At 45.7% G+C, this 17,332-nt stretch carries 14 protein-coding genes; 8 read left to right on the top strand and 6 right to left on the bottom strand.

Annotation, left to right across the window (positions count from 1 at the left end):
• Positions 1 to 10: 10 nt before the first annotated feature.
• On the bottom strand, positions 11 to 1,501 hold the full coding sequence (locus AC3RV5_RS04715) for a CoA-acylating methylmalonate-semialdehyde dehydrogenase (RefSeq protein ID WP_489730816.1): 1,491 nt from the start codon (positions 1,499 to 1,501) through the stop codon (positions 11 to 13).
• A 271-nt stretch (positions 1,502 to 1,772) separates the two neighbouring features.
• On the opposite strand from AC3RV5_RS04715, the gene AC3RV5_RS04710 reads away from it, so the two are divergent.
• Positions 1,773 to 3,401 carry a response regulator gene (locus tag AC3RV5_RS04710; protein ID WP_489730815.1) on the top strand — a complete coding sequence of 543 codons (1,629 nt, stop codon included), beginning with the start codon at positions 1,773 to 1,775 and terminating at the stop codon, positions 3,399 to 3,401.
• A gap of 543 nt (positions 3,402 to 3,944) precedes the next feature.
• Here AC3RV5_RS04710 and AC3RV5_RS04705 read toward each other — a convergent pair.
• The 4 genes from AC3RV5_RS04705 to AC3RV5_RS04690 are packed head-to-tail and all read right to left on the bottom strand — an operon-like array spanning position 3,945 to position 5,972.
• A complete protein-coding gene (locus AC3RV5_RS04705) occupies positions 3,945 to 4,244 on the bottom strand; it encodes an ArsR/SmtB family transcription factor (protein ID WP_489730814.1) in 300 nt (99 codons plus the stop codon).
• 9 nt (positions 4,245 to 4,253) lie between these two features.
• The gene (locus AC3RV5_RS04700; protein WP_489730813.1) at positions 4,254 to 4,664 is read right to left on the bottom strand and encodes a DUF6691 family protein; all 411 of its coding nucleotides are present in this window, start codon (positions 4,662 to 4,664) and stop codon (positions 4,254 to 4,256) included.
• Positions 4,665 to 4,669: 5 nt separating this feature from the next.
• Positions 4,670 to 5,086, bottom strand: a complete 417-nt coding sequence (locus AC3RV5_RS04695; protein ID WP_489730812.1) for a YeeE/YedE family protein — start codon at positions 5,084 to 5,086, stop codon at positions 4,670 to 4,672.
• A 4-nt stretch (positions 5,087 to 5,090) separates the two neighbouring features.
• Positions 5,091 to 5,972 (bottom strand): MBL fold metallo-hydrolase, encoded by an 882-nt coding sequence (locus AC3RV5_RS04690; protein WP_489730811.1) that lies wholly within the window; start codon positions 5,970 to 5,972, stop codon positions 5,091 to 5,093.
• A gap of 77 nt (positions 5,973 to 6,049) precedes the next feature.
• Here AC3RV5_RS04690 and AC3RV5_RS04685 point away from each other — a divergent pair, with 77 nt between their 5' ends.
• The 7 genes from AC3RV5_RS04685 to AC3RV5_RS04655 all read left to right on the top strand — a co-directional run bounded on the left by AC3RV5_RS04685 (position 6,050) and on the right by AC3RV5_RS04655 (position 16,725).
• Entirely contained in the window at positions 6,050 to 6,799 is a 750-nt protein-coding gene (locus AC3RV5_RS04685) for a sulfite exporter TauE/SafE family protein (protein WP_489730810.1), read from the top strand.
• A gap of 5 nt (positions 6,800 to 6,804) precedes the next feature.
• Positions 6,805 to 7,209 carry a rhodanese-like domain-containing protein gene (locus AC3RV5_RS04680; RefSeq protein WP_489730809.1) on the top strand — a complete coding sequence of 135 codons (405 nt, stop codon included), beginning with the start codon at positions 6,805 to 6,807 and terminating at the stop codon, positions 7,207 to 7,209.
• A gap of 710 nt (positions 7,210 to 7,919) precedes the next feature.
• Entirely contained in the window at positions 7,920 to 10,583 is a 2,664-nt protein-coding gene (locus AC3RV5_RS04675; protein WP_489730808.1) for a TonB-dependent receptor plug domain-containing protein, read from the top strand.
• A gap of 87 nt (positions 10,584 to 10,670) precedes the next feature.
• Positions 10,671 to 12,116, top strand: coding sequence for a tetratricopeptide repeat-containing sulfotransferase family protein (locus AC3RV5_RS04670; RefSeq protein ID WP_489730807.1), 1,446 nt, complete (start codon positions 10,671 to 10,673; stop codon positions 12,114 to 12,116).
• 7 nt (positions 12,117 to 12,123) lie between these two features.
• Entirely contained in the window at positions 12,124 to 12,693 is a 570-nt protein-coding gene (locus AC3RV5_RS04665) for an RNA polymerase sigma factor (protein WP_489730806.1), read from the top strand.
• Entirely contained in the window at positions 12,693 to 13,739 is a 1,047-nt protein-coding gene (locus AC3RV5_RS04660; RefSeq protein WP_489730805.1) for a FecR family protein, read from the top strand. The genes AC3RV5_RS04665 and AC3RV5_RS04660 overlap by 1 nt, the downstream gene beginning before the upstream one ends.
• A 115-nt stretch (positions 13,740 to 13,854) precedes the next feature.
• Positions 13,855 to 16,725: a TonB-dependent receptor plug domain-containing protein gene (locus AC3RV5_RS04655; RefSeq protein WP_489730804.1), complete on the top strand. Its 2,871-nt coding sequence runs from the start codon at positions 13,855 to 13,857 to the stop codon at positions 16,723 to 16,725.
• 155 nt (positions 16,726 to 16,880) lie between these two features.
• On the opposite strand, the gene AC3RV5_RS04650 is transcribed toward AC3RV5_RS04655, so the two are convergent.
• Positions 16,881 to 17,294, bottom strand: coding sequence for a Dabb family protein (locus tag AC3RV5_RS04650; protein ID WP_489730803.1), 414 nt, complete (start codon positions 17,292 to 17,294; stop codon positions 16,881 to 16,883).
• Positions 17,295 to 17,332 lie beyond the last annotated feature (38 nt).

Genomic DNA, 17,332 nt, shown 5'->3' with positions numbered 1-17,332 from the left:
CGCTCCTGTATTATTTCAAACTAATGGTCATATTAGGGCCACTGGGGATATCGTCTTCAAACCAGCGGGCGGTAATAGTCTTGGTCTCGGAATAAAAACGTATGGCTTGTTTGCCGTACGCATGCAAATCCCCGTAAAAAGAATTCTTCCAGCCAGTAAAAGAGAAAAATGGTAAAGGCACCGGTATAGGTACGTTGATACCCACTTGCCCCACTTCGATTTCATGTTGGTATTTACGTGCCGCGGCGCCGCTAGCGGTGAAAATAGAGGTACCGTTACCGTAAGGATTACGGTTAACCAGGGCGATCGCTTCTTCGAGGGTATCGACCCGCATACAACACAACACCGGCCCAAAAATTTCTTGCTGGTAGATCACCATTTCTTCGGTGACATCGCTAAACATCGTTGGCCCAACCCAATTACCCTGCTCGTAACCCGGCAAGCTAAAATCGCTGCCATCGAGTAAACAGGTGGCGCCTTCGTCTTTACCTTGCTGGATCAAAGACAATACTTTGGCTTTGGCTTGTGGACTGATAAGTGGCCCATAACCTGCTGACTCATCGTCCCACAGGCCGGGTTTAACTTCTTTAAGTAACCCCGCTAATTCTTCGATCCAATCTTGGGCTGCGCCAACAAAGACCGCCACAGAGATTGCCATGCAGCGCTGTCCCGCGGCGCCCACGGAGGCTCCGACCAGATTATTTAAGACCTGATTTTTATTGGCGTCGGGCATGATAACTGAGTGATTTTTCGCGCCGGCAAAACACTGGGCGCGCTTCATATTATCGGTGGCAGTTTTATATACATGTTGGCCTACTGGTACCGAGCCGACAAAAGACACAGCGCGAATATCCGGATCATTAAGCAGTTTGTTAACTTGCTCTTTGCCGCCGTGTATCACGCTAAGTACCCCTTTTGGTGCACCGGCTTGGATAAACAGCTCCGCCAAACGAGTAGGGGTAAGGGGATCTTGTTCCGAAGGTTTAAGAATAAAGGTGTTCCCACAAGCGATAGCCATGGGGAACATCCATAAGGGGATCATAGCCGGAAAGTTAAAAGGGGTAATGCCCAGACACACACCCAAGGGCTGAATATAACTGTAAGTATCTATACCCCTGGCGACGTTTTCAGCGGTTTCGCCCATCATCATAGCAGGCACATTCATGGCCTGTTCGACCACTTCGATACCTCGCCATACATCTCCTTTGGCATCGGCAAAGGTTTTGCCGGTTTCACTACTGAGAATAGTGGCCAGCTCATCATGGTGATCTTTCAACAATTGTTGATAACGCATCATCACCCGAGCCCGTTCAGATACAGGTACTTCTCGCCAGGTTAAAAAAGCCTCTTTGGCACTGGCAACGGCAGCACCTATTTCCCTGTCAGTGGCACAGGGAGCCTTAGCGATAGGCTGATTGTTTATTGGGTTGGTTACATCAATAAACTGTTGTGACTCAGAGGTGACAAACTCACCATTAATTAGCAGCGGAACATTTTGCATAAGGAAACCTAAACTGTGGCGCTTCGATTTTACAACCAACCAAAGCTGTTAACAATGTATTAGCAAGCCTATCAAATAAATTAACCTTTACGTTAACGTCATGCAAAAAAAATTATCGCTACTGTGACAACTTCTGTATACATTACCGCCAATTAACAGGTTATTGCAGTGAGATTGACCATGCCTACACAAAATCTTTATAAAACTTGGCCGACCCCTGATATGCTACTGACTATGAGTCAAAAAAACTTCGCATTAGTTAACACTCCCTATGTCGTACAGTAACATCAAGGTCGCCATCGTTGAAGACAACGGAATGGCGCGGATCAACCTACGTAACCACCTCACTGAAATGGGTTTCACCGAAATCGGTTGTTTCAGCAATGGCCGAGAATTGAAGGCCCATGTCAAGCTGCGCAGGGTCGATTTGTTATTAATGGATTACCACCTGGGTCCAAACAAAAATGGCGTTGAAGTCGTACAAGAGCTACAGGAACAAGGGCTGCTGAAAAGCTCTACCAGCATTATATTTATTACATCCGACCGCCTCCCCATGATAGTTGGGCAGATTGTGGATGTTCACCCCGATGCTCTGGTGGTTAAGCCTTACACCATTCGCAGTATCGAAAAAAACATCTCTGGCTGTCTGAACTTCAGACATTTTCTGATGCCCATATTTCTGCTGATGGACGAAGGGGAATTCGAGCGGGCGTTAGTCGAGCTGGAACACATGTTAGAGCGCAACAGCCGACCACGATTGCGCAGCTCAATGATCAAATTACAGGCACGTTTGCTAATCAAGGTTAAGCGTTTTAAAGAATCTGAAGCGGTCTATCGGGACGTGTTGCTTGGCTCAGACAAGATAATTTGGGCCAAATGGGGGCTGATCCAGAGCCTATATCTGGATGGACGCCTGGGACAAAGCGAAAAGTTATTGCTGGATTTAACCAAAACCCAACTCACCAGTGATAAAGCCAGTGAATGGCTGGCTCGGATCAGTATCAACAATAACCAGTACGCTAAAGCCGAAGATTATATGGACCAAATAAGAGAAGGCGAAATGTCGGTTTCTGCGGCCAGACTCAAGGCCTATATCTATCAAGCCCAAGAGCGCAGCGATGAAGCTATCCAGTTACTCGAGAAAAAACGCGAATCTAACCGCAGTATTCGTGAACGCTATGACGAACTTTCGTTAGATTTGGCCCGCTGTTATTTGCAAGAAGCCGAGAATCAAAAACCCAACGAAAGAGAAAACACCCTGCAAACCGCCAAATTTTTAATTGGTTCGGCGGGGCGCAAAAACCTGGATCAGAAGCTGGTCATCAAAAAGGATTATTTGTACTCTGCCGCGGCGGTATTGGCCGGCAACATGGAGCGTGCCAGGGAATTGCTCAGCAAGAGCGGCATGGAGGACTTCGACGGTGCCGATATTACCATGATGACTGATGCTATTTTTGCCAACAAAGGTGTAGGTAATGATGCAAAAGCACAAGAGATCCTGGAGACCTGTAAAGCCAGGTTAGAAAGCCTGGACGATGGCAACGAAGCAGCTGTGGCCAGCATGCTGGTGACAAAAAGTGAAGAAGATATCGGTGAACACAAGCCTGAAGCCATGGCGTTTAATAAAGCAGGTCTGGAACGCTACGTGAAGAAAGCCTATGCGGAAGCCACGGGGCATTTTTACCAAGCCTATTTGTTGTTCCCGCGAGAAGTCGCCTTTAGTTTGAATCTGCTGCAAAGCCTGGTTGAGGCGCAGCAGCCCCATCATAAAACCATAGCCACCGTCAGTTTTTTACAAGAACTTTTGCGCCGCCAAATGACTCCCGCCAACAAAAAGCGGCTGGACGAAATAGCCGACAAAGTCGAACAAAATAAAGACACCTTTGCGGTCAGTAAATAGCCCTTCCCGCGAACGATACCGCCGCAAATCTTGAAGGAGACAAGCGCGGCATTTTTTTTGCCTCTCAGGCCTACGACAATCAATTGAATCAGCAAAACGTCACGACGTTAAGCATATTGCGCTGCTTCAATAAAAGATCGGCAATGGCCGCAGGTATTTCAAAACGCTGAGGCAGGGGAAATTGCTCCCTGGGGTGGCAGGCATCATAACCAAAAAATGGCAAACCAACCTTCCCAAGAGACCAGACAACTTGCCTCTAAACTTCATTACCACAGCATTTCTTGAGTTGACGGAGCCAAACCAAGCTATGAGGCAGTTTGGCAAGCCCATGAAAATCTAATATGTAAACTTGCTAAGAAGGTAAACAGTACTGGATCGCAACATACCCTGTGACAAATGTGAAGAGACAAAAAGTTCATTGAAAAAAACGGGAGTTGGGAATGTGTAAAATGTGAAAAAATACCGAAAAGCCAGGCTGGTGGCGCTTTATTTATCGGCTAAAAACGCGCTAATGCCCGATAGAGATGCACAGTTTCATCTTGTTTACTCTGGGGCGCAATACACGTGGTAAAGTGTAGCAATGATCGCTTTCACTTCCACGCTGGCCAGTGAGTAATAGATAGTTTGCGCTTCACGCCTTGTCGTTACTAATTTTTCTCGGCGCAACTGGCCGAGGTGCTGTGATAGGCTGGATTGCGGGATCGCTATCTGTGCGTTTAACTCTGATACCGAACGCTCCCCGTCGTTTAACAAACACAAAATCATCAGTCTACGCTGATTTGCCATGGCCTTTAACATCACCGAGGCCTTTTCAGCGTTGGCGTACATGTCTTGCATTGTCATTGATAGTGCTTATTTTAACTTGGACGCCACTAGCATACCAAGCAGCATGCATAAGACAAAGACCCAAATGGATAGCAAACCGCCGGAAAGGTTGGCTAATCCAGGTCCAGGACAAATACCGCTTAGCCCCCAACCAAGCCCAAACAACGTCGAGCCGATAAGCAGCGGTTTATCTATGGCCTTTTTTTGCGGTATATGGCAGGGGCCATCTAACAGCGTGGTTTGACGAGGCTTGACCAGAAAATGGTAACCGGGCAAGTAGACTGTAACCCCACCTAACATGACAAAAGCTAAAGTGGGATCCCAATGCCCGAATATGTCTAAAAATCCCAGTACCCTAGCTGGATCGACCATAGTTGAAATCGTCAGGCCCGCGCCAAACAGTAAACCCGCAATGCACGCAGTTAAATTATATTTCATGACCGCTATCCGCTTAGGTGATTGACAAGCGCGACAGTAACGATAGCGCTAAGCATAAAGGTTACAGTGGCGACCACTGAGCGCTTAGATAACCGGCCTATGCCGCATATTCCGTGACCACTGGTGCACCCCGAACCATAATGAGTACCAACACCGACTAACAACCCGGCGATGGCCAGCTGCGCTAAACCAACCGGGATGCTAGTGGGTAATCCATAACCAAATTGTGAGGTTAACAACGGCGCTAAAATTAGACCGAGCAAAAACAACCAACGCCACCAATTGGATGACGCTAATGAAGTGATCGCACTGTGGGTTATGCCGGATATCCCTGCAACTCTGCCGTTAAATAGCATTAGCATTAAGGATGCGACACCTATGAGCAGCCCGCCTATAAACGCCTGCAGATAAATACTTTCCATCAGATTACTTTCCTACTCTTGAAGTCACCCTATCCGTTAGGGGGATTTTAATATATCGAACACCATTGCTTTCACATTCAGGCAAAGAAGCGCCCCACAAATTCACTTGCAAAGACGGATATAACAGCTTGGGTGCGCCAAGTGTTGCATCACGCTTATTGCGTAATGCGACATACTCGGATTTAGGCCTGTTGTTATGCACATGAATATTCGATTCACGGCTTTCTTTCACCGTGGTTTGATAACGCAGTTCACGCCCATCCGGCTGATAATCATGGCATACCCAAATTTTATAATGATCCGGTAGCCCGTGCAGGCGGGCAATGCTATCCCATAACGTTTCTGCATCGCCGCCGGGGAAATCACAACGTGCCGTCCCCCCATCTGGCATAAACAAGGTATCGCCAACAAATACATTGTCTTCAATCAGGTAACTGAGGCTGTCACTAGTATGACCAGGAGTACATATGCCAGACAATGACGCCGAACCAAAAGCAAGTTCTTCACCCTCTTCCAACAAATAATCAAAATCATGCTGCTCGTCAGGTTGACTATTGGTTCGATTAAAGGTCTGCGCAAAACGTGCCTGTACCTCGGTGATCCCACGGCCAATTACGGTTTTGGCGCCCGTTTGTGAGCGCAAGTAATTCGCAGCACTAAGATGATCGGCATGAGCGTGCGTATCGAGGATCCACACTAGCTTAAGCTGCTTGTCGCGGATAAATGCCAACTGACTGTCGGCAAACTCGGGTTTTACCTCCCCTGACGCCACATCAAAATCCAATACGCTATCGATAATCACAGCATGCTGCCCAAGACTGTCGACCACTATGTAACTTAACGTGCCGGTATCCTCATGAAAAAACACCTTAACCTGAACCGCCATGATTAACTCCTTGCCTACTTCACCTAAAGTATCGTATATTCGCAATATAAGATATTAATAAAGATTTGTACAACCTTATGTTACTAATGTTGCTGTTAAGTGCCGTGATAATCGGTTTAAGTTTGGGATTATTGGGTGCGGGAGGCTCGATATTAACGGTGCCTGCGCTAACCTTGATCATGGGCATGGATGAGAAAACGGCTGTCACCAGCTCATTGATGATAGTAGGGCTTATTGCCTCAGTCGGCACTTTTCAAGCTTATCGTAAAGGTGAATTAGACAAGCGCCTAATCCTTAGTTTTGGCTTAGTAAGCCTACCCTTTGCAGCACTTGGTGCGCGGCTAGGTATGTGGATGCCAGCCGGAGGTCAAACCCTATTACTGGTAGCCGTGATGCTGATCGTCTCGCTTAAAATGCTGCGCAATAAAACGTCATCTTCTGCGCCGACGGCCAGCACATTATCCCTGCTTGCCGCCGCGGCCGCAGTGGGTTTAATAACCGGTATTGTCGGCGTGGGGGGCGGGTTTTTGATCGTACCCGCTCTGGTGGTTTTTGCCGGTGTGAGCATGACCACAGCCGTCGCCAATAGCTTGGCACTTATTGTTATCAACGCTATAACCGCTTTTCTAGCCATAAGCGTAAGTGATGAGTCTCCCACCTTAGATTGGATAATTATTCTCACTATGGCGGGCATTGGGGCCATAGCTGTGTTAGCAGGCCAAAGGCTCGCAGCACGTTTACCACAGCAGCAGCTTAAACGCGGATTTGCTGTGATCCTGGTCGCGTTAAGTATTTGGCTAATTGTCGATCAATTTATAATGAGGTAAAAATTATGCAAAGCAAAGTATTGGGTTATCAGCAGTTCGTTCAACAGCTAAAACAAGGTGTCACTGAGATCAGCCCTGATACCTATATTCAAACAACGAAAAACTATCCTGTGTTAATCGACGTGCGGGAGCCTCAAGAATATCAGACAGGTATACTACCAGGAGCACAGATGATCCCCCGGGGGTTATTAGAAGCTAAACTAGCTGATATGACAATTTGTCAACAGCAGCCCCAGCCACTTGATTGGCTAGCCGAGCAAAACATCTTGTTATATTGCCACACGGGTAGCCGCTCTGCCCTGGCTGCCCATTCATTACAACAAATGGGTTTTAGCAAAGTATTTTCCCTAGCAGGTGGCATCGAACAATGGCGCAAGCTAGGGCACCCGATCACTACCAGCGAGAGTTGATAACAGCTGTTTATTAAAGGTCGTAAGTCACACAAACGAGCCACTTCTGTGCCCGGCTACCCACACCAAAGCGGGCTTTCACCTGAGGGTAAATTGCCCGTGAAATTCAAAAATATAACCTCGGCAAGCCATAGGAAACGGCTTGCTGAATTCTAAAAAAAAGCCGCAGCCATGAAATGCACACTTGAGGCCGCAGTTAAACCTGAGTTTCAAAGTGCACTGATTCTGGGCCAATTTTTTCAATCACTACTGTCTCTGCGAACTTATGGTGCCAGCCTCGTTTTTGTTGTCTATGCCGATCCAGCATAAACCCAGATCGAGGATCCCTATCGTGATTTCAGTTTTGTTTTTAAGTTGTGACACAATGCCAAAATCCTGTTTCACACTCCATAACTTTCTGGTTACCATATGAACGATGATGACTTGTACAGATCGCTGTGATCCGCCCTTAAATTATCTGCAGAAAAATCCCGCCAACCTTATATAGACAGGTGACAAAGGCAAATCCTCTATCAAAATAATTATATTTTTTATTTTGGAAAAATCTATTGTTTACAACTATTTAGATAGGTATACCTAGTAGTTGCTAAAAAAGTTTTAGTACAGGGCACAGATAAAATTAACCCATTAAACTGCGAGCCAACGGGTCTCCCATTTATAGATTGGCAATCAATACATTAAATAAAAACAAAATAAAATCGGAAACACTTATGAAAACACAAATTTCCAAACTAGCGAGAAATATTCGTTTTGTTATCGCCACATCGGCCGCACTAAGCGCCACAGTGGTCACTTCAGTCAATGCTCAACAAACTAACGATGAGGCCAACGTAGAAAAAATAGCAGTGGTGGGTTCACGAGCAGCACCTCGTTCTATTGCTGACTCTCCTGTTCCTATTGATATTATTGGTGCAGAAGAATTATCTAAGTCAGGTAATACTGATATGTTAGAAATTCTCAAAGGCACCGTGCCATCCTTAAACGTACACACTAACCCTATCAGTGATGCAGCCTCATTGGTTCGCCCCGCTAACTTGCGTGGTTTACCCGCCGACAGCACCTTGATTTTATTAAACGGCAAAAGAAGACATCGTTCATCGGTTATCGCCTTTTTAGGGGGTGGTATAAACGATGGTGCACAAGGCCCGGATATTTCAGTTATCCCCAGCATTGCCTTGAAACAAGTCGAAGTATTGCGCGATGGTGCAGCGGCTCAATATGGCTCTGATGCCATTGCCGGCGTAATGAACTTTGTATTAAAAGACAGTGCAGACGGCGGCTCATTAACGGCCCGTCACGGTGAATATTACGAAGGTGACGGTGCCACCACAGAAGTAGCTGGCAACATCGGTCTGCCACTGACGCAAGATGGTTTTGCCAATTTAAGCTTCCAGTATAAAAACGCTGATGCCACGAGCCGTAGTGTGCAGCGCCCTGACGCAGCTGCTTTTGGTGCTGCAGGTCTAAATGTCGCCAATCCAGCGCAAATCTGGGGCTCGCCCGAAATAAATGACGATATCTCAATATTTGGCAACGTGGGTCTGGATTTAGGCAACGACAAAGAATTTTATATGTTTGGTAACTATTCTGAACGTGATGTAAAAGGGGGATTTTATTACCGTAATCCAAATACCCGGGGCGGCGTTTACGGTGGAAATATTCGTAATGTTGATGGTGTTGCTACTCGCCAACCAAGAGACGAAGATCCTGATGTTCTAACAGCTCAAGAAGAAGCATGGAATAACGCTACACCGACTATTCTCGTAGGGTCACTGGAAGGCTTTGATCAACAACTGAATTGTCCTGTTGTAGAAATAGGAGCAGATGGAATACCTGATCAAACTGCCTTAGGCTCATTAACTGCAGCAAACTGTTTCGCTTTTAACCAAACTATTCCTGAAGGCTTCACGCCTAATTTTGGTGGCAATATCACCGATACCTCATTAAATATAGGTACCAAAGGCGAGTTTAAAGGCGGCTTTGCAGATGGAGTTTTTTATGATTTAAGTGGCACTGTGGGTCGCAGTGAATCTACTTTTGCAATATTTAATACGGTTAATGCGTCTATGGGTCCCGCTAGCCCAAGGGATTTTCAACCGGGTAAGTATATTCAGCTAGAGAAAAACTTTAACTTTGACTTGGTTAAGGGCGTTGAAATGGGCATGTATAATCCGTTAAACCTCGCAGGTGGCCTGGAATGGCATGAAGAGTCGTTTGAGGTGGTAGTCGGTGACGAAGCTTCATTCACAGCAGGCCCGTTAACCTCACAAGGTTTTGGTATTGGCTCCAATGGTTTCCCTGGTTTCAAACCGTCTGATGGCGGTATCTCTACCCGTCGCAACTATGCGGCTTATGTGGATTTAGAAGCACCCGTTACTGAAAACCTGCTGTTTGGTGCGGCTTTGCGTTTTGAAGACTACGATTCCTTTGGTTCAACCACTAACTATAAGTTAACAGCACAGTGGCATGTCACTGAGGACTTTTCAGTACGTAGTTCACTTAGCACAGGCTTTCGTGCTCCGACAGTAGGTCAGGCCAACGTGAGTAACGTGCAAACCAACTTAGATGGCGGCGAACTGGTAGATTCTGCATTGCTACCACCGACTAACCCCATTTCGGTACAACTAGGTGGTAGTGAATTACAACCTGAAGACTCAAAAAGTTACACCTTTGGTGGCGTATATCGCACGGGTGACTTCTTCTTTACCCTCGATTATTACAATATCCAAGTTGAAGATCGTATCAGCCAATCTGATAAAATTAATCTAACTCAAGAGGATAAAGATATCCTTGTTGCGGCAGGCATAGCTAACGCAGCAAGCTTGCAACAAGTTAGTTTCTTTACCAATGATTTTGATACCACTACTCAAGGTATTGATGTAGTTGCGAGTTACTCGGCCGATTTACTGGCCGGTAGTTCAAAATTCAGCCTGGCCTACAACTGGAATGAAACTGAAGTCACTAAATTCTCTGACATCACAGGTGTTTTTAAAGTAAAACGCTTGGAAGAAGACTTACCTAATCACCGTGCAACCCTAAGCTGGGCCCAGTCATATGAAAATTTCTCGCTCTTTACTCGTCTTAATTATTATGGCGAATACCAGGGTGTACACGTAGATTATGATGCCACAGCTATTACCGCTGATTCAGCAGTAACGGTTGATTTAGAAGCCAACTACTTTGTCAACGATGCCATCACGCTATCGGTTGGGGCACAGAATATTTTTGACCAAGAGGCTGAAAGAATACAACAAACCCCAGGCCTGACAGCCGAGGGTCTAACGCCAAACAACTGGGGGGGGGTGTATTACGAAACCTCTCCATTTGGCTTTAATGGTGGTTTTTATTATGTCAAAGCAAGCTACAATTTCTAAGCTCGCTTAGAAATAATCCATAGCCTTGTCACCACGACAAGGCTATTTTTTCAACTCCTAATACTCTCTTTTGTCAGGTCAGGTATTTTGTCATCCTTACAACAAGCAGCTGCCTTAGTCACTCAAGGTCAATTTTTACAGGCCGAATCTATTTACCGGTCGCTTTTAGCCAAAAATAAGGCTAACGGCGCCGCTTATTTAGGTTTAGGCAATATTGCGCTGGCGGTGAATCAATTTGACAAAGCCGTTTCATTACTAACCCAAGCATGCCACTTATTACCTAAATCGCCCTTGGCATTAACCCAGCTAGCCAGCGCATTTAACGCTGAGTGCGCTGAACAAGATGCCTTAACGGTGCTCAACTACGCACAGACGACTTTTCCAAATTCTGCCCAGGTGCAGTATCAATTAGCTCAACAGCATCTGATACTAGGTGAGTTCGACTCGTCAGCAAACGCATTGCGTCTCGCGTTGCCCTTAGATTCAGGGCCAATGGCATCCCAGGTATTATTCGAATTAGTCCGCTTAAAGCGGCACACTGAACAAGATATTAAAATACTGCAGCAGCGGTTGAGCAGCCAAAATAACGACCAATCGCAACAAACGGTTTTACATTATGCCTTGGGTAGTGTCTGCCATGCTGCCCAAGATTATCCAGCCGCCTGGCAACACTTTGTCAAGGCGAACCATTTACAACAGCAAAGTTGTGAATTTACCACCGTGCAGCTCACGACTTTTTTTGCCCAAACCCAGGCCGTGGCCACAAGTGCCCTACTCGCCCAGCGAAGACCGGTTGTTCAAGGTGAAATTACGCCCATTTTTATCGTCGGCTTACCGCGCTCGGGGTCAACCTTGTTAGAACAAATATTAGCCAGGCACCCTCAAATTTCAGCGGGCGGAGAATTGCCCTATTTAAGTCGGGAAGTCGACCACTATTTATTTCAGCAAAACGGCAAACATTACCCCCATTCCATGTTGGACTTATCAGATCAACAGTTACAACAGGCAGCGCTGATCTACTTAGATGCACTGAATCGCCACGCCCGTAATAAGCCATTTGTAACTGATAAATTACCGGCCAATTTTCAGTCTATCGGATTGATTTATAAATTATTTCCAAAGGCTAAAGTGGTACATATCAAGCGCAATCCTGCTGCCGTAGCCTTTTCTGTTTTTCGTAATTACTTTGCCGAAAGTGAGCCTTACTTTTGTTCGTTAGCTCAATTCAAACAATACCAAGAATACTACCTGGATTTGATGCGTCATTGGCACAGCGCCATTCCCGGTTTTATATTGGATATCAGTTATGAACAACTCATTGATAACAAACAGCAAACGATGCAGAGCGTGCTGGCCTTTTGCGGTATTGACTGGGATAATGCCTGCTTAAGTGATAAACATGTTCAATCGCCCATCACCACCTTAAGCAACATAGAGGCAAGATCTCCCATCATGAATTCGATTAAAAAAGATTGGATGCCCTACCAAGCGCATTTACAAGCATTTTTGCCCTCGACCTCAGATGCCCAGTGAAACTGAGATGAACAGAACCTCGACCCTGGAAGCCACCTATCTGCAATGCAAAAGCCAATTAGAGCGGGTCATCGGGCGCATTGTAAAACGTGATGATATTGAAGATATCGTGCAAGAAACGTTTATTAAAAGTTATGAGGCTGAGTTACAGCATGAGATCAGCTTCGAACGCACTTACATGTTAAAAACCGCTCGTAATCTTGCCCTCAATCATGTCTCCAAGGCCTCTGAGAAACACAATCAGTCACTGGACGATATCGACGCACTACCGGCAAATTTAACCAGTCAAACCCTGGAAAAACAGGTTGAAAGCAAAGAGCGTTTTTTAGACTTTTGCCGCGCCACGGATAGTCTGTCACCTGAAGTTAAGCGGGTGTTTTTGATGAAAAAAGTCTATGGCATGAGCCAGAAAGACATAGCGGTGCACTGTGCGCTCAGTCAAAGTACTGTGGAAAAACATGTGGCAAAAGGTCTATTGCAATGTTCCCTTTATCTGCACAACTTAAACGAGCAACCAAGCCAACAAACGGGCACAAAAACGCCAATAAAATTGTCGCGACGTCAGGGAAGAAGATAATGAGCAATATTAAAATATTTAATAGTAAAATATTGATCCAGCAACAAGCCAGTGAATGGATCAGCCGGATAGATCGCGGTTTGAAACCAGGTGAAAAGCAAGAATTGCAAAAGTGGGCCAATGCCAATGAATCGCACCGCCAGTTTTTACTTGAAATGGCGCAAACCTGGGATGACCTCAGCGTACTTAATGAACTCAGTGGTCTGATGCCCCTTGAACGCATCGACAAACGACCTCTGCGCACCAATAATCATAAGGTGCTGTGGTCCATGGCCGCCAGCATCGCTTTTTTGATGGTAACGACAGTAAGTTGGTTATCCTTAGATCAACGCGCGACTCATAACAGCGGTCATGTTTTGACTACGCTTACAACCGCAGTGGGTGAACAAAAACCCGTCACCTTGTCAGACGGCTCTGTGGTCTATTTGAATACCGATTCAGAAGTGCAAATTGACTATTCAGAAAACGCCAGAAATATACAATTAATCAAAGGCGAAGCACACTTTGATGTCGCCCATGATGTAAACCGACCTTTTATTGTAGCGGCGGCCCTGAATACTGTTACGGCTGTAGGTACTGCATTTAATATGCAGTTAGTCGATAATGACAGCTTTGAATTGCTGGTGACAGAGGGCAAAGTATTGCTCAAAAATGCCCAACAAAATAATGGTGAAACAACATTGAGCAGTGAGTCTAGCCCCCTTGCAGGTAGCGGCACACTGTTAAACGCGGGGCAAAAAGCCAAGGTTGACTCGCATTCCGCCCAATCGGTCGCTATATCATTAGAGCAAATGCAAAATGATTTGGCATGGCGCCAAGGGATAGTAGTATTCCACGGTGAACCTTTAGTTGAGGCACTAACCGAAATAAGTCGTTATATGCCGGTTAACTTTGAACTCGCTGATGATGAGGTTAAACAAAAACGTGTGGCTGGCTTTTTTAAGGCGGGTGACATCGATGGGCTTTTATCAGCCCTAAAAAACAACTTTAATATTACCTATCAGAAGTTAGACGAGCAGACGATTCTGTTGTCCTCTTCAGGGTAAAATTTACCTGCTGCAAAAAGTTACAAGGACGAACTTTGCAGTCATATTCGAATTAACCAAAATCATGTTAGTATCAATAAATTGTCCATCCTGCCCGATTATTATTGACTGAAATATGCGCGTTGTTTTTATCATATTATTATTCCTTTCAAGTTATGTATCGGCAGAGATCTTATACCCATTCAATATTGAACGGCAACCGGCCGATAAGGCACTCACTCTTTTTGCTCAGCAAGCCAATACTACCCTGCTTTTCCCAATCGAATTAGCCGAGTTGGAAATGGCCAATGAGCTGCAAGGAAACTACAGTCTCGAGCTAGGGATAGTGAAATTACTCGAAGGCACCAACTTATATCCGGTTAAAGAAGACGATGGCAATGTTAGTGTAAGGGCTATTAGGCTGCTCGCCTCACAGCAGCCAAAGACCGGACTGAACAATGATGACACCACTGAAGAAAATACTAACAGCCTAGAGAAGATTGCCATAGTGGGAAGCCGTTCTACGCCACGTTCGACTATCGATTCTCCCGTACCCCTGGATATTTTAAGCGTTGAAGAATTTACCCGCCAGGGGTCGACGGATATGAATTCGATGCTCGCGACACTCATTCCCTCTTTTAATGTCAATGACCAACCTATTAATGATGCATCTATGCTTGTCAGGCCCTCGAACCTAAGAGGTTTGGCGTCTGACCATACCTTGATTTTGATCAATGGTAAAAGGCGCCATCGTTCAGCCGCCATTACGTTTTTAGGCGGTGGTTTGTCAGATGGCGCTCAAGGTGTGGACTTATCCACTATCCCAGCCTCTTCGGTCAAGCAAATTGAAGTTTTGCGCGATGGTGCTGCAGCTCAGTATGGGTCTGATGCCATTGCCGGGGTAATTAATTTTGTTTTAAAGGATGACGATAAAGGAGGAAGCCTTGAAACCCGTCTTGGCACCTACGGCCAAGGTGATGGTGAATTACTGCAAATTCAAAGTAATGTAGGTTTATCATTAAATGACCGCGGCTTTGCCCATTTCAGTGTTGAATATAAACAACAAGCTGGCACCAGCAATAGTGTGCAGCGTGAAGACGCGCTTGTGCTAATTAATGCAGGCAATACTGCCGTTGCTGACCCTGCCCAAATCTGGGGCATTCCGACCATTGACTATGATGTGAAATTCGCCACCAATTTAGCTTATCAACTCAACCCGCAGAATGAGTTTTATACATTTTCAAACCTCGCACAACGCAAAATCGAAGGGGGTTTTTTTTATCGTAACCCCCACGACCGACAGGGGCTATTTAAGGAGGCTGGGGAGAGCAGCCAACCCCCACAGTTATTGGTAGCCGACCTGGATGGATTAGGCCAAGGCATAAGCTGCCCGCCAGTCAGCCTGGTTGATGATAATGTATTAGACGATGCTAATTATGGGCTTATCGCCGATAACTCAACGCCAGTTGGTCAAAATTGTTTTGCCTTTAATGAAATATTCCCCGGTGGTTTTACCCCACAGTTTGGTGGCACCATGAGTGATGCCGCCTGGGTGTCAGGGTTAAAAGGGCAAACCCAAACAAACTGGTCTTACGATCTCAGCTTGGGGTTGGGCTATTCAGAAATCGACTATACCCTCAGTCAAACGGTCAATCCATCACTGGGCAATCTTTCCCCAACCACATTTTCTCCCGGTTTAGCGGCCCAGTACGAGCACAATATAAATCTCGATTTATTTAAGCCCTTTGATTTAGGTGATGAATTCATTCTGAATTTTGCTACCGGAATGGAATGGCGACAGGAAACCTATCGTCAAAAAGTCGGAGATCTGGCCTCTTACGCTATCGGTGAATTTGCCTTTGATCCCGTTACGGGTTTATCCCAGGGCTTTAGTGTTGGCTCTAATGGCTTTCCCGGTTACAGCCCCAAATCGGCCGGGAGATGGCAACGGGCTAATTGGGCAATTTATAGCGATATTGAAATGCACCTGAGCAAAGCGTTTTTATTTGGATTGGCGGTTCGTTATGAAAACTTTAGTGACTTTGGTGAAAATGTTAATGGTAAAATTTCAGCCTTAAAAACCATGAATGACAAGTTAACATTCAGAGGTTCAGTCAGTAGTGGATTTAAGGCCCCTACAGTCGGCCAGAGCAATATCGTCAATGTGACGTCAGCGTTCTCACCCCAAGGTTTAGAGGACCAAGCCACCTTGCCACCTACCCACCCCATTTCGGTGCAACTTGGAGCCAGCCCTTTGCAAGCCGAAAAATCCATCAATGTGAGTTTTGGTTTGGTCAGCGAACCCAGTGACAATTTTTACATCACCTTGGACTATTTCAATATTCAATTAAAAGACCGGATCAGTACCACTTCCCCCCTCCATCTAAGCTTACAAGACATTGAAGCTCTGCTTGATGCAGGTGTTAACGAAGCGATCAGTTATGGCAGTGCCAAATTTTTCACCAATGATTTTGACAGCACCACCCAAGGGCTGGATTTAGTCATGCACTACGACACGTTTGTTTTCAACGCCCGTACCCGCCTTATTCTCACTTACAATTGGACCGATACCAAGGTTGTGCACGTTAACTTATACCCACAAACAGGCCCAAATGGCGGGTTAATAATGGCCAGTAATTTAAGCCCACAACGTATCAAGATGATTGAAGACAACCTTCCAGAACATCGTGCAAATTTGAGCTTTGAACAAAGTTTTAAACGTTTTAGTAGTAATTTTCGGCTTAATTATTATTCTGGTTATTACGAAGACCACCTCAATGCCGCAGCGGGTTATGACATTAATGCCGGGGCTGAAGTTACTTTGGATGTTGATCTGAGTTATTCCCTTACCAGCGCTTTACGGCTGTCAATCGGCGCTAAAAATTTGTTTGATAATCGCCCCGACATTAACCCGTATGCCAGCGTTGCAGGCTCACTCTACCCGACTACAGCACCCATTGGCCTCAATGGCGGATTTTATTATTTGCGTGGCATATTCGAATTTTAATAATCGGGTACAAAAGCGGTGTATTTAAATATAAATGGCAAAATCTGTCGCCCTGGCTTCATAACCAGCCTTACTGACCAAGCAGACAATACCCGGGCATTAAAACATGCAGATGGCGTAGCACGATATAGGGGGTTAATGCCAATCAGTATAATTCAGACCGTAAGTGAATCGTGTACTACAACTTTATCCCACAGATGTGAGCAATTCTCCACAAACGCCAGATGCACAGGATGTTGCTGATATTGAGTTTGCCCAGCCAGGTCATCGAAAAACATCAGTTCAAACACATCAAAGCTATTGTCAACCACATCGCGTTTTTCAGTATTAGCTGGCAGGCCCACATGCAGGGATTTTACCATAGGCACCTGTTCCAAGGTTTTTAAACCCGCTATCAGGGCGTTGCGGTCAACTTCTGACTGGGGTCTTTTCAACCAAAAATAGACACTATGGATCAACTGCGTCGAACCGACTTGCGAGGCCATCGCGCTAAACTCGTCACCCGCTACGGCAGCGGTAGCCAAAGATGCCGCGCTGGTTGCTATAAATTTTCTTCTGCTCAGATTCATTGCCATTCCCTCCTGTTAAACCCGGATAACGTCAGTCT

The sequence above is a fragment of the Paraglaciecola sp. IT1134 genome, assembly GCF_058068185.1.
Note: the sequence above shows the minus strand (reverse complement) of the source record. Positions and strands in the feature narration are given on the sequence as shown.

Excerpts from the sequence above, each read along its gene's own strand:
- AC3RV5_RS04675 (WP_489730808.1), top strand. The coding sequence starts at position 7,920 with ATGAAAACACAAATTTCCAAACTAGCGAGAAATATTCGTTTTGTTATC.
- AC3RV5_RS04690 (WP_489730811.1), bottom strand. The coding sequence starts at position 5,972 with ATGGCGGTTCAGGTTAAGGTGTTTTTTCATGAGGATACCGGCACGTTA.
- AC3RV5_RS04685 (WP_489730810.1), top strand. The coding sequence starts at position 6,050 with ATGTTACTAATGTTGCTGTTAAGTGCCGTGATAATCGGTTTAAGTTTG.
- AC3RV5_RS04660 (WP_489730805.1), top strand. The coding sequence starts at position 12,693 with ATGAGCAATATTAAAATATTTAATAGTAAAATATTGATCCAGCAACAA.
- AC3RV5_RS04710 (WP_489730815.1), top strand. The coding sequence starts at position 1,773 with ATGTCGTACAGTAACATCAAGGTCGCCATCGTTGAAGACAACGGAATG.
- AC3RV5_RS04695 (WP_489730812.1), bottom strand. The coding sequence starts at position 5,086 with ATGGAAAGTATTTATCTGCAGGCGTTTATAGGCGGGCTGCTCATAGGT.
- AC3RV5_RS04655 (WP_489730804.1), top strand. The coding sequence starts at position 13,855 with ATGCGCGTTGTTTTTATCATATTATTATTCCTTTCAAGTTATGTATCG.
- AC3RV5_RS04680 (WP_489730809.1), top strand. The coding sequence starts at position 6,805 with ATGCAAAGCAAAGTATTGGGTTATCAGCAGTTCGTTCAACAGCTAAAA.
- AC3RV5_RS04650 (WP_489730803.1), bottom strand. The coding sequence starts at position 17,294 with ATGAATCTGAGCAGAAGAAAATTTATAGCAACCAGCGCGGCATCTTTG.
- AC3RV5_RS04700 (WP_489730813.1), bottom strand. The coding sequence starts at position 4,664 with ATGAAATATAATTTAACTGCGTGCATTGCGGGTTTACTGTTTGGCGCG.
- AC3RV5_RS04665 (WP_489730806.1), top strand. The coding sequence starts at position 12,124 with ATGAACAGAACCTCGACCCTGGAAGCCACCTATCTGCAATGCAAAAGC.
- AC3RV5_RS04715 (WP_489730816.1), bottom strand. The coding sequence starts at position 1,501 with ATGCAAAATGTTCCGCTGCTAATTAATGGTGAGTTTGTCACCTCTGAG.
- AC3RV5_RS04705 (WP_489730814.1), bottom strand. The coding sequence starts at position 4,244 with ATGACAATGCAAGACATGTACGCCAACGCTGAAAAGGCCTCGGTGATG.